This window comes from Novosphingobium olei, assembly GCF_037076535.1.
GTDB classification, from domain to species: Bacteria; Pseudomonadota; Alphaproteobacteria; order Sphingomonadales; family Sphingomonadaceae; genus Novosphingobium; species Novosphingobium olei.
This window is the reverse complement of sequence record NZ_AP029021.1, coordinates 3,920,485-3,933,863: the sequence shown is the minus strand read 5'-3', so window position 1 is coordinate 3,933,863 and position 13,379 is coordinate 3,920,485. Positions and strand designations below refer to the sequence as shown.

Below are 13,379 nucleotides of genomic sequence, written 5' to 3'. Positions count from 1 at the left end.
CCCAGCGCGTTAACGGGGCGTAAAGATCAGCCCCGCTCGACCAGCCATTCGTGCAGCGCGGCAAGGCAATCGCGCGCCAGCAGCTTCGACCGCTCCGGGCTCCACCCCTGCGCCGCACAGGGCAGATCATCGTTGTCCTTGAACGGCATCTCCAGCGTCATCGCCACGGCGCCGAAGCGCTCGGCCAGCTGGTTGGTCGACATCGCGAGGTTGGCCGTGCCCGGCCGTGCCTCGGGGTAACCGCGCCTGGTCTGGAAATCCGGCGTGCGGCGTTCCAGGATGGCGCGATAGCGGCGATAGCCCTCGCCCTGCGCCTCGGTCCAGCCGGGGATCCCTTCGAAACCGGCCAGGAACACGTGGGGAATGGCCTCGTCTCCATGGACATCCATCGCGAAGTCGACTCCGCTCTCCTTCATCGCTTCGAGCACGCAGAGCACTTCGGGCGAGCGGTCGGCGCTCGGCTCGGCCCATTCGCGATTGAGATTTACGCCGACCGCATTGGTGCGCAGGTGGCCGCGCACCGATCCGTCCGGGTTCATGTTGGGCACGACATGGAAGGTGCAGCGCTGGCGCAAGGCGCGGCCATGCGGATCGGCCGGGTCGGTCAGCAGGTCGAGCGCGCCTTCCATCCACCATTCGGCCATCGATTCGCCCGGATGCTGGCGCGCGTAGAGCCACACCTGCTTGGGACCTTCACCGAATTCCAGGCAATCGATCGGCCGGCCATCGAGGCTCTGCCCAAGGACGCGATGCGACACCCCCTCGCACTGCGCGGTCTGCGCGACGAGATCGGCGTGGCGTTCGAGCGAGTAGGGCGCGAAATAGGCGAACGAGGCGGGGCCCGACGGGGTGTGGCGGATCGTCAGCGTGCCGCCGTCCTCGGCCGCATCATAGGACGTATCGGTCCGGCCCCAGAATTCGCGGTCCTCGCTCACCACCGCGCGATATCCCGGCCAGCCGCCCGGATAGGCCGACGCAGCAAGGCCGGTGATGCGCAATACCAGCTGCCGGCCTTCGGCGCCGGAAACGCGGAAGTGGAACCACTGGAAGAAATCGGACTGGAGGTCCTTGCGAATCGCCAGCGTCGCAGTGGCGCCGTCGATGGACAGGACTTCGATGTTCCCGCTGTCGAAGGCGGCGTCGATATGGATCGTCATTTCACCTTAATAGTGTCACCCGAGCGGCCGGGAAACCCTTGGAACAGCCCGTGGGCCATTCGCCGCGACAGGACATCGGTCCGCCCGCTGGCCGACCCGGCCTTTTCGGCGCTTTCCGCCCGGCCTTCCCACAGCGCGCGGCCGGTCGCGCGGTCGCGGATCACCACGCCCAGCCGGGTGTGGACGACATCCTTGGGCCCACCGCCGAGATTGAAGCCGAGCCCCAGGCCGACGCCGCTGTTCCAGCCGCCGGTTGCGCCGCCCACTCCGACCGACACCGGTCCGCGTTCACGGCCCTGTCGCACCGTTTCCTGGTCGAATCGCACCTCGACGATCCTGTCCGCTGCGCCCGCAGTGGCAAAGCCGAAGCCCTGCGCGCCAAGCTCGCGCGCGACCGCATCGACCCAAGGCGCCGCCTGCAGCGATTGCGGATCGGTCCCGGGTGCACCGGTCACGAACACGGCGCCCTTGCCGAGCAGGGCAACGGTCTCGGGGGTGTGGAAGCGGGTAACCTCGACCGGCGCGGCCAGCGCGGGGCCAGCCAATGCCAGCACGGCGGCCAAGGCCACGGCAGAGGACAGGAAACGACGCATGGCGATATCCTTCACGAAGCGATCGTGAAGGATATGGGGCCTAACCGCTGGCCCGCAATGTCATTGGGCATCGGCCGGGGCGGGCGGCGGCGGCGCCATGCCGATATTGGCCGCATCGACCACCTTGCCCTCCGGGAACTTGGCAAACAATGCCGAGGCCAGCCGTCCGGCCACCGCGCCATTGTCCAGGCCGTCGTCGCCTTCGCGATTCTGCGCTTCGGCGTGGCCTTCCCACAGCGTCGCCCCGCTCGCCTTGTCGCGGATGCGCACATCGAGCCGCGTTTCGACGATGGCCTTCTTCGGCTTGGACAAATCGACATTTAGCGCCAGGCCATAGCCGCTGCCGCGATTGGACACGTATGTCGTCATCGAACCGCTGACCGGCTTGTGCGGCTCTTCGGCCGGCAGCACGACACGGTGGCTGACGCCCACCTGCACCACCTGCCCGGGATCCTGCGCGTTGGCGGTGTCATAACCCCGGCCCGCAAGCTGATCGACCACGGCCGCTTCGTAGACCGGCAGCTTCCAGTCCGCATCCGATGCATCTTCGCCCGCGGTCAGCGCGGCAACGACGATGCGTCCCTTGCCCAGACGGTCTCCGGCATCCGCCGCGCGATAGGCGGTAACTTCGACCTTCTTCGAAGGCTCGATCCCCTGCCGCGCGCCCCGGTCGAGCCGATCCATGCGGTCCCAGCGCGATCCCATTGGTCCATCGCCAAAATAGGGTTGCGCCAGCGCCAGCGAGGGCAGGCCAAGGAGAAGGAGGGAAAGTGCGGCACGGCTGCTCATCGTTGTCTGGTTCCGTCTGTGGGTGCGATCCCGCGTGGTCGCTCGTGCCCCTCGAGCGCTGTCACTGTCCTGAACGCGAAATGGCAGGTTTCCCTTCGTCGCTTTAAGCGGCGCTTTATGCTGCTAGTGCGAAAGGAATCGCGGCAATCGAAGGTGATTCGGCAGATGAAGGTACCAGTCCTTGTTACAGGCGGCGCAGGCTATATCGGCAGCCACGCGGTCCTCGCCCTCAAGGATGCCGGCTGGCCGGTCGCCGTGATCGACAATCTGACCACCGGCTTCCGCTTCGCCATACCCGACGGCGTTCCCCTTTACGAGGGCGACATCGAGGATGGCGCGCTGCTGGCCCGGATCTTTGCCGAGCAGGGCACGCAGGCCGTGATGCATTTCGCCGGCTCGATCATCGTTCCTGAATCGGTCGAAAACCCGCTCAAGTATTATCACAACAACACCGCCAAGAGCCGCGCGCTGATCGACGCGGCGGTACGCGGCGGCGTGAAGCACTTCATCTTCTCGTCCACCGCGGCGACCTATGGCATCCCCGAAGTCTCGCCGGTGACCGAGGACAGCCCCAAGCAGCCGATCAATCCCTACGGCATGTCCAAGCTGATGACCGAGATCATGCTGGCGGATACGGCCAGGGCCCATCCGCTGAACTACTGCGCGCTGCGCTATTTCAACGTTGCCGGCGCCGATCCGCAGGCCCGGACGGGCCAGTCCACGGCAGGCGCAACACACCTGATCAAGGTCGCGGTGGAGGCGGCGCTGGGCAAGCGCGACAGCGTCGGCGTGTTCGGCACCGACTACGCCACGCCGGATGGCACCGGGGTGCGCGATTACATCCACGTGTCGGACCTTGCCGCGGCGCACGTGCTGGCGCTGGAAGGGCTGATCGAACAGCCCGAACGCTCGCTCACCATGAATTGCGGCTATGGCCGGGGCTTTTCGGTGCTCGAAGTGCTCGACGCGGTCGATCGCGTCACCAACCGCACGATCGAACGCCGCATGGAAGGCCGCCGCGCGGGCGATCCCGATTCGCTGATCTCGGACAACCGGCGGATCAGGGAGACGCTGCCGTGGGTGCCGCAGTATGCCGATCTCGAAACGATCGTGACGCACGCGCTCGCCTGGGAGCGCAAGCTGACCGAGATTCGCGGCGAGGCCTGACTCATCGCCCGCCGCAGTTGACTTATCACCAGCCCCCCGGTAACGGCGCGGCTTCAATTTTCGGCCCGGTCGCTTCGGGCAAAGGGATTCGGACATGAAGATTCGCAACAGCCTGAAGTCGCTCAAGGATCGTCACCGGGACAACCGCGTGATCCGTCGTCGCGGCCGCACTTACGTCATCAACAAGACCCAGAAGCGCTTCAAGGCCCGCCAGGGCTGATTGCGGACCGGCTCCGTTCGCGGGGCCGGCGCAGCGCTGATGCCTTGCATGAGGCACGAAGCCCTCGCCATCGGCGGGGGCGCTTTCGTTTGTGCGTCCGCTTTTGCTGGAGAGTTTGCCGGTGGCTGATGTTGATGCCGTGGTCTGGGACATCGGCCGGGTGCTGGTGCAGTGGGACCTGTCCCGCATCTATCGCGACGTCATCCCCGATCCGGCAGAGCGCGCGGCCTTCGTCGCCACCGTGGTGACCGAGGAATGGCACGGCCAGCATGATGCGGGTGTCCCCTGGCCCGAGATGGTGGCGCAGCGCACGGCCGAGTTTCCCGAGCACGCGGCGCTGATCGAGCGCTACGCCACCCACTGGCTCGATGCGGTCCCCGGCCCGATCGACGGCACGCACCCGCTCGTCGAACGGCTGACCGCCGCACGCGTCCCGCAGTTCTCGATCACCAATTTCGGTGCCGATGCCTTTGCGCTGTTCCGCCCGACGTTCCCGATCCTCGACCACTTCGCTGACATCGTCGTGTCGGGCACCGAAAGGCTGGTGAAGCCCGACGCCGCGATCTTCGAACTGGCCGCCGCCCGCTTCGGCCACACACCGCAGGCGATGCTGTTCATCGACGACAATGCCGCCAACATCGCCGCTGCCGTCGCACTCGGCTGGCAGGTCCATCACTTCACGGGGGATGCCGCCGCGTTGGAGGCGGACTTGGTGCGGCGCGGCCTGATCGCCTAACGCAGGCCGATCACCGAAATCTGCCGCCCGTAGCTCGCTTCGCCGCGATGCGTCGCGCGGCGGAACGAATAGAACCGGTCGTCTTGCGCGTAAGTATCCTCGCCCAGCATGCCGACGCTGCCGACGCCACCTGCGCGCAGGCGTTCGGCGACATAGCCTTCGAGATCGAACCAGGCATGGTCCGGCCGCCCGGCGCGAAAGAAGCGCTGGTTGGCGGCATCCGCTTCCAGAAGGCGCCGCTCGAAGCCGTCGTCGACTTCATAGCTGCGCTGCGCGATGCAGGGGCCGACCACGGCGGCGATGTCTTCCCGGCGCGCGCCGAGCGCTTCCATTGCTGCAACGGTGGCGTCGGTAACGCCGCCGATCGCGCCTTTCCACCCGGCATGCGCCGCGCCGACCACGCCCGCGCGCGGATCGTGGAACAGCACCGGCGCGCAATCTGCGGTCAGGATGCCGAGCAGCACCCCCGGCCGGTCGGTCACCAGCGCATCGGCATGGGGCCGCGCATCGTCACCCCACGGCTCGGCCACCGTCACCGCGTCGGCCGAATGCACCTGGTAGCAGCACACAAGCCGCGCGTCCGGCGCCACGGCCGCAACCACGCGGCGGCGGTTCTCGGCGGTGTTCGCCGGATCGTCCTCGGAAAAGCTGACATTGAGCCCTCCAACCACGCCTTCGCTGACACCGCCCTTGCGGCCGAGGAAGCCGTGCGCCGCTCCGGCGAGCGCGGCATGCGTCAGCACCTCGACCGGTTGGTTCACCCTTCCAGGCTCCGCGTCACCTGTTCGCGCACATCACGCGAAAGATCGGGCACCGCCGCGATGCGTTCCAGCTGTTCGCGCATCAGTTTGGCACGGCCCGGCTCCACCTTGCGCCAGCGGCCGAGCGGCGGAACGCAGCGCGCCGCGACATTGCCGTTGATCGGATCGAGCTGGAGGATCAGGTCCGCCAGCAGCTTGTAGCCTTCGCCATCCGCGGCATGGAACGCGCCCGCGTTGGCGGCGAAGGTGATGTACAGCGCACGCACCCGGTTGGGGTTGGTCAGCGTGAAGTCGGGATGTTCGGCCAGCGCCTTCACGTGGTCGATGGCGTTGGGATGCAGCGATCCCGCCTGAAGCGAGAACCACTTGTCGATCACCAGCATGTTGCCGGCGAAGCGATCGTGGAAATCGGCCAGCGCAGTGGCCCGCTCGGGCGTTTCGAGCCCGCACAGCACCATCAGCGCGCCCTGCCGGTCGGTCATGTTGTCGGCCGCATCGTACTGCGCCTTGGCGCGCCGCGCGGCTTCGCCGGCATCGGCGGCGGCAAGGAAGACCAGCGCCAGCGTCTTGAGCTTGCGGGCGCCGCGCGCCTCCGCCGCAAGGCTGTAGGGCACCGCCGAACAGCGGTCGTGCAGATCGCGCCAGGCCGCGCCGAGTGTCGTGCCGAGCCAGCCCTTCAACGCCTCGCGCTCGTCATGGACGCGGCTCGGGTCGACCGCCGGGATCTGCTCGGCGAGGTAGGATTCGCCCGGCAGGATCAGCAGTTCGCCACGCATCAGGTCGTCGAGCGCGGGGTCGGCCAGGACGGCAGCGATGGCATCGCCGATCGCCCGGCGGCCCGCGTCGCGCTCGGCATCGGACAGCTGCCCCTCGACCGCCGCAACGAGATGCTGGACGACCAGCTGCTGCATCGCTTCGTAGCGCGCGAAGGGATCGTCGTCATGCTCGGCGAGGAACACCAGATCCTCGTTCGAGGAGGACGAGCGGATCGCCACTGGCGCCGAAAAGCCGCGATTGATCGACAGCACCGGTGCCTGCGCAAAGCCGTCGAACGTCCAGCTTTGCTCCGCCTCGGTCAGCACGAGCAGCTCCTCGCCGCGATGCTTTCCGGTGGCGCGATCGAACAGCGCGGTGCGCAGCGGGATCACCATCGGCAGCTTCTCGGGCTGGCCGGGGGTCGGCGGCACCGTCTGGCGCAGGGTCAGCGTGGCGGTCTCGCCTTCGTGGACCAGCGAGACGTCGACACGCGGCGTGCCCGCCTGCGCATACCAGCGGCGGAATTGGGCCAAGTCCAGCCCCGCCCCGTCCTCGATCGCCTTGACGAAATCCTCGCACGTCGCCGCTTCGCCGTCGTGGCGCTCGAAATAGAGGTCGGTTCCCTTCCGGAAGCGGTCGAGCCCTGCCAGCACGGTCATCATGCGGATGACCTCGGCGCCCTTGTTGTAGACCGTCGCGGTATAGAAGTTGCTGATTTCCTGATAGGAATCGGGCCGGATCGGGTGCGCGAGCGGCCCCGAATCCTCGGGGAACTGCGCCGCGCGCAGGATGCGCACATCCTCTATCCGCTTGACCGGGGCGCTGCCCATGTCGGCGCTGAACTGCTGGTCGCGCAGCACGGTGAAGCCTTCCTTCAGGCTCAGCTGGAACCAGTCGCGACAGGTGACGCGGTTGCCCGACCAGTTGTGGAAGTATTCGTGCGCGACCACGCCCTCGATCGCGTCGTAGTCCGCGTCGGTCGCGGTTTCCGGGTCGGCGAGGATGTAGCGGGTGTTGAAGATGTTCAGCCCCTTGTTCTCCATCGCGCCGGCGTTGAAATCCGCCACGGCGACGATGTTGAAAAGGTCGAGGTCGTATTCGCGGCCATAGACCTCCTCGTCCCAATTCATCGAGGCGATCAGGCTGCGCATCGCATGGCCGGTGCGCGTCTCGTCGCCCGCGCGGACGTAGATGGCGAGATCCACCGTGCGGCCCGAACGCGTGACGAACTGGTCGCGCGTCGCCACCAGGTCACCCGCCACCAGCGCGAACAGGTACGAAGGCTTGGGCCAGGGATCGTGCCATTCGGCCCAGTGGGTGCCGTCCGCAGTGTCGCCTGCGGCCACCGGGTTGCCGTTCGACAGCAGCACCGGGAAGGCCGACTTGTCGCCCGCCATGCGCACCGAATAGACCGAGAGCACGTCCGGCCGATCGGGGAAGAAGGCGATGCGGCGGAAACCTTCCGCCTCGCACTGGGTGCAGAGCATGCCGTTCGAGGCATAGAGCCCCGAAAGCTGGGTATTGGCCGCAGGGTTGATCACCGTTTCGACCGCGATTTCGTGCGCATCGCCCGGCAGGTCGATCAGCAGGTCGCCGCCTTCCATGCGCCAATCGTTGTGCGCCTGCCCATCGACCAGCACTTCCTGCGCGACCAGCCCATCACCATTGAGCCGAAGCGTCGCGCCGCCGTCCGCCGCCGCGTTGCGCTCCACCTTCAGCGTGCTCTTCACCCGCGTCGCATCGAGCGAAAGGGCGAAATCGAGCGCGATCTCGGGCACCAGCCAGGCGGGCGGGCGATAGTCCGCGCGGTTGATCACGGGCGCCGGAGCGGGGGCGAGGGGCGTGTTCGAAAGATCGTTCATCGCCCCTGACTTAGGGAGCGGTTGCCGCAGGGGCAATTCGGGATAAGGTCCATCGCATGCAAAACATGCTGATTTTCGGGATGGGCTACACCGCAGGCCGGCTGGCACGCCGCCTGCGCGACCTTGGCTGGATGGTGCGCGGCACAGGACGCGGCGGCGATCTGGCCTTTGCAGACCGCGATGCGGTGCTGGCCGCGCTCGCAAAGGCGAGCCACGTGCTGTCCTCGGTTCCGCCCGACCGCGCCGGCACCGAGCCCGTGCTCGAAGGCTATGGCCCGGCGCTGCGCGACTGGCCGGGCAAGTGGATCGGCTACCTTTCGTCTACCGGAGTCTATGGCGATGCGGGTGGCGCCTGGGTGGACGAAGCAACGCCCATCGGCGGGGGCCGCCGCTCGGCGCGGGCAGAGGCCGATCGCGCTTGGCAGGAGCTGGGCGAGCGGGTGCGCGTGTTCCGCTTGCCCGGCATCTATGGCCCGGGTCGCAGCGCGCTGGATCGCGTGGCGGAAGGCCGCGCCCATCGCATCGCCCTGCCCGATCAGGTGTTCAGCCGTGTCCATGTGGACGACATCGTCTCGGGCGTGGTCGCCGCGCTTTCAGGTCCGCCGGGCGTCTACAACCTTGCCGACGATGCGCCGTCCAGCCAGAACGCGGTGATCGAGGAAGCCGTGCGCATCCTCGGGCAGACGCCTCCGCCCATGCAGACGCTGGAGGAAGCGCAGCTTTCACCCATGGCGCTGGCCTTCTATGCCGAGAACCGGCGCGTCGCCAACGGCAAGGCCAAGCGGCTGCTCGGCTGGGCGCCCGCCTATCCCGACTACCGCGCGGGCCTGCGCGCCCTCAGCGCCACGACCAGCCCCGCCGCCACCAGCACCGAACCCGCCGCTGCCAGCACGGACCATTCGTAGCCTTCGAACAGCGTCGACAGCAGCATCGCCACCACCGGGATGATCACGCTGGAATAGGCGGCGCGGCCGGGCCCCAGATCGCGCAGCAGCCGGGCATAGATCGGGAAGGTCAGCACCGAACCCATCAGCGCGAGGTAGGCGATGCCTCCGAAATAGCCCGCGCGCGGTTCGAACTGCGGTGGACCGTAGAGCAGCAGCGCCACGGCAAGGTCGGCAAGCACGCCCCACAGCATGGCCCAGGCAAGCAGTGCCACCAGCGAATGCCGATGCGCCTCGCGCCCCGCCTGCAGCACGTTCGCCCCTGATGCGCTCATCAGCCCGATGATCGTGAAGGCAACGCCGAGCGGCACCTGCGCGCCCGGCGGGGCGAGGCGATATTCGTGGAGCAGCAGCAGGGCGATGCCCGACAGCGCGATGGCCGAGCCGACGAGGAAGCCGCGCGTGATCGCCTGCCCAAGGAAGCTGCGCGCCAAAAGCGCGTTGGGCACCATCAGCAGCGCGAAGAGCACCGCGACGATGCCCGAGGTGAGGAACTGCTCGGCGCGGTAGACGAACTGGAAGTTCAGGCAGAACTGCAGCACGCCGACGACCAGCGCAAGCCGCTGCCCCGCGCGCCCCAGCCGCAGCGAATCGCCCCGCACCAGCGCCAGCACGAACATGCCGGCACAGGCGAGCGTGAAGCGCCACACCACCGACCAGCTTGGCGGCACGCTCCCCACCTGGTCCTTGATCACCAGCCAGGTCGATCCCCAGACCAGCGTGATCAGCGCGAAGCCGCCGATCGCGCGCGGCGTCCAGCCGTGCTCGCCCGGCGCGGTCATGAGGGCCGTCTCACAGCGCGGCGATCGCGCGTGCCAGCGCCGCGACGTGGCCGGCATCGCTGTTCCACGCCGTCACCAGCCGGGCCGCACCCTGCGCGCCGGCGGGTGCCGGCCAGTCATAGAAATCGAAGCCCTGCGCGCGCAGCGCGTCCTGTTCGGCGGGCGACAGCACCACGAACACCTCGTTCGCTTCCACCGGCTGTATCAGCCGCGCACCGGCTGCGCCTGCGAGTTCCTGCGCCGCGGCATTGGCCGACCGCGCGTTGTCGAGCCACAGATCGCCTTCGAGCATCGCGAGGACCTGCGCCGCGAGATAGCGCCCCTTGGATTGCAGATGCCCGGCGCGCTTGCGGCGATAGCGCACCACGTCGGCAAGGCCCGGCTCGAAGAACACCAGCGCTTCGGCGTTCATGCCCCCGTTCTTGACGAAGCCGAACGACAGCGCCGAAACACCCGCCTCGCAGGTAACTTCGGCCGGACGGCAGCCAAGATGCGCCACTGCATTGGCGAAGCGCGCGCCATCCATGTGCAGACCGAGCCCACGCTCCGCGGCAAGGCTGCCCAACGCCGCAACTTCGCGCGGGGCATAGGCGCGGCCATATTCGCTCGCCTGCGTGATCGAGATCGCGTGCGGCTGCACCTGGTGGACGTCGTTGCGGATCGGATCGATTACCGCGCGCACGGCATCGGGCGTCAGCTTCGCGCCCTCACCCTCGGCCAGCAGCAGCTTGGCGCCATGAGTGAAGAAGCCCGGCGCCCCACCTTCGTCCACTTCGATGTGCGCCTCGCGATGGCAGACCACGCCCCCGTGCGGCGGGACCATCGCGGCAAGCGCCAGGCAGTTGGCCGCCGTGCCGGTCGCCACCCACAGCGCGGTGCATTCGGTGCCGAACAGCGCCTCGAACGCCTCGTCCAGCTTCTGGCTGAGCGCGTCGTTGTCATAGGCGGCATCGGCCTGATCGGCATCGTGCAGCGCCTGCCACACGCGGGGATGGACGGCGGCGGCGTTGTCGGAGAAGAATTTCATGGGATACCGCTTGGGATGCACGGCGTTGCCGGTCAAGCACGCACGATAATCGCATGACCAACAAGGGTCGCAGGCAAGGAGCGCAGGCCATGACAGACGTCACCATCAACCATCTCGATCAGGGGGCCCGCGGCGAATACCATGCGCGCGTCGAAGGGGCCGAGGACATCGGGCGCCTCACCTACCTGCGCCAGGGCGACGTGCTCGTCGCCGACCATACGCTGGTCCCTCCATCGATCGGCGGGCGCGGCGTGGCTGGCAAGTTGGTCGAGGCGCTTGTCGCCGATGCGCGCAAGTTCGGCTGGAAGATCGAACCACAGTGCAGCTACGTCGCCGCCGCGTTCAAGCGGCATCCCGACTGGGCCGACCTGCGCGCCTGACCCGGCGCTCTACTTCGGATTGAGCACCAGACGGGCGTCGAGTCCGTTCTCGTGCCAGTCGATCGCTAGCGTGCCCTTGCGCGCCTTCACGATGCGGTCGATCAGGCCAAGGCCCTGACCGCCGGCGCGCGACGTCGCCTCTACCTGTCGCTTCGATCGTTCCTGCCAGGTGATCGCGATCGGCCCGCCCGCCTGTTCGGCGCTCGCCGCGATCGACAGCGATCCGCCGTGGCCGATGGCGCCGTGCTTGGTCGAATTGACCACCAGCTCGCCGATCACCAGCGCGATCGCATCGATCACGCGGCGATCCGCCTCGAGTTCGGCCGGGGCCTGTATGTGGATATCGCAGATTCCGACGAACGGCCGCACCAGCGCATCGAGCAGGCCGGCGATATCGCCGCCGCCTTCGGGGCCGTCGAACAGCGACTGCGCGGTGGACAGCGCGGTGATGCGCTGCTGCATGTCGCTGGCGAAAGCGCCCAGGTGGGCATCCCCGCGCGCCATGCCCTGCAGCAGGCTGCACACCATCGCGTAGCTGTTCTTGAGCCGATGGCGCATTTCCGCGTTGAGGATGCGCAGCGCCTCGCGGTCGCTTTCGCTCTGCGTAATGTCGCGCGAAACCGAAAGGTAGCCGACCGGCGCGCCGCCGGCATCGCGCACCATCGAAACGCTGACGTCCCACCAGCGCGGGGCACCGCGCGCGGTCGGGCAGAACGCCTGGAACCGCGCCGCACCGCCCGACTGGGCCTCTGCGTAGGAATCGCGGATCGTGCCTGCGGCCTCGGTGGGCCAGAGCGTTTCCCATGCGCGGCCTTCGATCAGCGAGAAGTCCTCGACCTCCATCGCGCACTGGCCATTGGGATTCATCCATAGCAGCCGCCCGTCCTGGTCGAGCAACTTCACGCAGTCGGAGCTCTGCTCCATGACTGCGGCAAGGCTTTCGGGACTGAGCGAGGCCTTCGTGAGCATTCCGGAGTGCCAATCCAGTAGCGGACAAACGGTTTCAGACTGCCGCAGATAAAACCGCAGCGACCGGCGCAAAATATATCCAAGGTTAGGAAAAGGGGCAGTTCGGAGCCCGCGAGAGGGAAATGGTGCTGCTGGGGAGGATTGAACTCCCGACCTCAGCCTTACCAAGGATGCGCTCTACCACTGAGCTACAGCAGCACACCATTTCCAAGTGACCGCGCCGGTGGTCCGGCGGCGGGCAGGGGCGCGCTTTGGCGGCGAGGGGCTGCTTTGTCAAGCGCAGCCTTGCAGCAAATCGGCCGGCACGGCAAAGCTGGCGCGATGAACGACGCGAACCCTCCAGCCGACCCTTCCAGGCTAACGCGCGAAGAACGGCTCGCCGCACGTCTGCGCGACAACCTTCGCCGCCGCAAGGCACAGGCCCGCGCGCTGGACGGCAAGGCCGATTCGGCATCCGCCCCTCGGCAAGAGGGCTGAATCCCTTCCCAAAGCGATGCCCTGCGGTTAGGGGCATGCCCAAATCCGTCCGTCCTTCCCAGGAGCGAAGATGCCCCGCCTGATTTTGATCCGCCACGGCCAGTCGCAATGGAACCTCGAAAACCGCTTCACCGGCTGGTGGGACGTGGACGTGACCGAGAAGGGCGCGGCCGAAGCCCTCGCCGCGGGCGCGCTGCTCAAGGACAAGGGCGTGCTGCCGACGGTTGCGTTCACCTCGCTGCAGACCCGCGCGATCAAGACGCTGCACTTCGCGCTCGAAGCTGCCGGTCGCCTGTGGATCCCCGAGGACAAGGACTGGCGCCTCAACGAACGCCACTATGGCGGGCTGACCGGGCTCGACAAGGCGGAGACCGCCGCCAAGCACGGTGACGAGCAGGTCAAAGTCTGGCGCCGCAGCTTCGACACGCCGCCGCCGCCACTCGACAAGGGCAGCGAATTCGACCTGTCGGGCGACCCGCGCTACGCCGGCATTCCCGTGCCCGCGACCGAAAGCCTGAAGGACACCATCGCCCGCGTGCTGCCGTGCTGGGACGAAAAGATCGCGCCCGCATTGAAAGCGGGCGAGACGGTGATCGTCTCGGCCCACGGCAATTCCTTGCGCGCGCTGGTCAAGCACCTGTCGGGCATTTCGGACGAGGACATCACCGGCCTCGAAATTCCGACCGGCCAGCCGATCGTCTACGAACTCGACGACGCCCTCGCCGAAGTCGAACGCTACTACCTGTCCGAGCGCTGAGC

Annotated in this window: 14 protein-coding genes and 1 tRNA gene; 6 read left to right on the top strand and 9 right to left on the bottom strand. The window is 67.6% G+C overall.

Annotation, left to right across the window (positions count from 1 at the left end; translation table 11 throughout):
* Positions 1-26 precede the first annotated feature (26 nt).
* The 3 genes from AACH40_RS18625 to AACH40_RS18615 are packed head-to-tail and all read right to left on the bottom strand — an operon-like array spanning position 27 to position 2,539.
* Entirely contained in the window at positions 27-1,157 is a 1,131-nt protein-coding gene (locus AACH40_RS18625) for a M14 family metallopeptidase (protein ID WP_338643652.1), read from the bottom strand.
* On the bottom strand, positions 1,154-1,750 hold the full coding sequence (locus tag AACH40_RS18620; RefSeq protein WP_338643651.1) for a DUF4136 domain-containing protein: 597 nt from the start codon (positions 1,748-1,750) through the stop codon (positions 1,154-1,156). The genes AACH40_RS18625 and AACH40_RS18620 overlap by 4 nt, the downstream gene beginning before the upstream one ends.
* A gap of 60 nt (positions 1,751-1,810) precedes the next feature.
* Entirely contained in the window at positions 1,811-2,539 is a 729-nt protein-coding gene (locus tag AACH40_RS18615; protein ID WP_338643650.1) for a DUF4136 domain-containing protein, read from the bottom strand.
* Between the two features lie 165 nt (positions 2,540-2,704).
* Between AACH40_RS18615 and galE the strand changes: the two genes are divergently transcribed.
* The 3 genes from galE to AACH40_RS18600 all read left to right on the top strand — a co-directional run bounded on the left by galE (position 2,705) and on the right by AACH40_RS18600 (position 4,662).
* On the top strand, positions 2,705-3,706 hold the full coding sequence (gene galE, locus AACH40_RS18610; RefSeq protein ID WP_338643649.1) for a UDP-glucose 4-epimerase GalE: 1,002 nt from the start codon (positions 2,705-2,707) through the stop codon (positions 3,704-3,706).
* Between the two features lie 94 nt (positions 3,707-3,800).
* Positions 3,801-3,926 (top strand): type B 50S ribosomal protein L36, encoded by a 126-nt coding sequence (gene ykgO, locus AACH40_RS18605; RefSeq protein ID WP_054122357.1) that lies wholly within the window; start codon positions 3,801-3,803, stop codon positions 3,924-3,926.
* A gap of 121 nt (positions 3,927-4,047) precedes the next feature.
* Positions 4,048-4,662 (top strand): HAD-IA family hydrolase, encoded by a 615-nt coding sequence (locus tag AACH40_RS18600; RefSeq protein WP_338643648.1) that lies wholly within the window; start codon positions 4,048-4,050, stop codon positions 4,660-4,662.
* Here the strand turns inward: AACH40_RS18600 and pgeF are convergent.
* Both pgeF and pepN read right to left on the bottom strand, forming a co-directional pair.
* The gene (gene pgeF, locus AACH40_RS18595; protein ID WP_338643647.1) at positions 4,659-5,423 is read right to left on the bottom strand and encodes a peptidoglycan editing factor PgeF; all 765 of its coding nucleotides are present in this window, start codon (positions 5,421-5,423) and stop codon (positions 4,659-4,661) included. The two genes, AACH40_RS18600 and pgeF, sit on opposite strands and share 4 nt — an antisense overlap.
* The gene (gene pepN, locus AACH40_RS18590; protein ID WP_338643646.1) at positions 5,420-8,041 is read right to left on the bottom strand and encodes an aminopeptidase N; all 2,622 of its coding nucleotides are present in this window, start codon (positions 8,039-8,041) and stop codon (positions 5,420-5,422) included. Before pepN ends, pgeF begins: the two co-directional genes overlap by 4 nt.
* Positions 8,042-8,097: 56 nt before the next feature.
* On the opposite strand from pepN, the gene AACH40_RS18585 reads away from it, so the two are divergent.
* On the top strand, positions 8,098-8,946 hold the full coding sequence (locus AACH40_RS18585) for an SDR family NAD(P)-dependent oxidoreductase (RefSeq protein WP_338643645.1): 849 nt from the start codon (positions 8,098-8,100) through the stop codon (positions 8,944-8,946).
* Here AACH40_RS18585 and AACH40_RS18580 read toward each other — a convergent pair.
* On the bottom strand, positions 8,856-9,767 hold the full coding sequence (locus AACH40_RS18580) for a DMT family transporter (protein ID WP_338643644.1): 912 nt from the start codon (positions 9,765-9,767) through the stop codon (positions 8,856-8,858). The genes AACH40_RS18585 and AACH40_RS18580 overlap by 91 nt on opposite strands.
* A 10-nt stretch (positions 9,768-9,777) precedes the next feature.
* On the bottom strand, positions 9,778-10,794 hold the full coding sequence (locus tag AACH40_RS18575; RefSeq protein ID WP_338643643.1) for a threonine aldolase family protein: 1,017 nt from the start codon (positions 10,792-10,794) through the stop codon (positions 9,778-9,780).
* Between the two features lie 89 nt (positions 10,795-10,883).
* Between AACH40_RS18575 and AACH40_RS18570 the strand changes: the two genes are divergently transcribed.
* Positions 10,884-11,174 carry a GNAT family N-acetyltransferase gene (locus tag AACH40_RS18570; protein ID WP_338643642.1) on the top strand — a complete coding sequence of 97 codons (291 nt, stop codon included), beginning with the start codon at positions 10,884-10,886 and terminating at the stop codon, positions 11,172-11,174.
* Positions 11,175-11,183: 9 nt separating this feature from the next.
* Here AACH40_RS18570 and AACH40_RS18565 read toward each other — a convergent pair whose 3' ends face one another.
* Together AACH40_RS18565 and AACH40_RS18560 are read right to left on the bottom strand one after the other, a co-directional pair.
* A complete protein-coding gene (locus tag AACH40_RS18565) occupies positions 11,184-12,143 on the bottom strand; it encodes a PAS domain-containing protein (protein WP_169493732.1) in 960 nt (319 codons plus the stop codon).
* 123 nt (positions 12,144-12,266) lie between these two features.
* Positions 12,267-12,341 (bottom strand) — tRNA-Thr (locus AACH40_RS18560).
* A 349-nt stretch (positions 12,342-12,690) separates the two neighbouring features.
* Here AACH40_RS18560 and gpmA point away from each other — a divergent pair.
* Positions 12,691-13,377, top strand: a complete 687-nt coding sequence (gpmA, locus tag AACH40_RS18555; protein ID WP_338643641.1) for a 2,3-diphosphoglycerate-dependent phosphoglycerate mutase — start codon at positions 12,691-12,693, stop codon at positions 13,375-13,377.
* The last annotated feature ends 2 nt before the right edge of the window (positions 13,378-13,379 follow it).

What these genes read in the sequence shown, in the direction of transcription:
- AACH40_RS18585 (WP_338643645.1), top strand. Translation starts at nt 8,098, where the DNA reads ATGCAAAACATGCTGATTTTCGGGATGGGCTACACCGCAGGCCGGCTG.
- AACH40_RS18620 (WP_338643651.1), bottom strand. Translation starts at nt 1,750, where the DNA reads ATGCGTCGTTTCCTGTCCTCTGCCGTGGCCTTGGCCGCCGTGCTGGCA.
- AACH40_RS18580 (WP_338643644.1), bottom strand. Translation starts at nt 9,767, where the DNA reads ATGACCGCGCCGGGCGAGCACGGCTGGACGCCGCGCGCGATCGGCGGC.
- galE (WP_338643649.1), top strand. Translation starts at nt 2,705, where the DNA reads ATGAAGGTACCAGTCCTTGTTACAGGCGGCGCAGGCTATATCGGCAGC.
- AACH40_RS18570 (WP_338643642.1), top strand. Translation starts at nt 10,884, where the DNA reads ATGACAGACGTCACCATCAACCATCTCGATCAGGGGGCCCGCGGCGAA.
- AACH40_RS18565 (WP_169493732.1), bottom strand. Translation starts at nt 12,143, where the DNA reads ATGCTCACGAAGGCCTCGCTCAGTCCCGAAAGCCTTGCCGCAGTCATG.
- AACH40_RS18625 (WP_338643652.1), bottom strand. Translation starts at nt 1,157, where the DNA reads ATGACGATCCATATCGACGCCGCCTTCGACAGCGGGAACATCGAAGTC.
- ykgO (WP_054122357.1), top strand. Translation starts at nt 3,801, where the DNA reads ATGAAGATTCGCAACAGCCTGAAGTCGCTCAAGGATCGTCACCGGGAC.
- pepN (WP_338643646.1), bottom strand. Translation starts at nt 8,041, where the DNA reads ATGAACGATCTTTCGAACACGCCCCTCGCCCCCGCTCCGGCGCCCGTG.
- AACH40_RS18575 (WP_338643643.1), bottom strand. Translation starts at nt 10,794, where the DNA reads ATGAAATTCTTCTCCGACAACGCCGCCGCCGTCCATCCCCGCGTGTGG.
- gpmA (WP_338643641.1), top strand. Translation starts at nt 12,691, where the DNA reads ATGCCCCGCCTGATTTTGATCCGCCACGGCCAGTCGCAATGGAACCTC.
- AACH40_RS18615 (WP_338643650.1), bottom strand. Translation starts at nt 2,539, where the DNA reads ATGAGCAGCCGTGCCGCACTTTCCCTCCTTCTCCTTGGCCTGCCCTCG.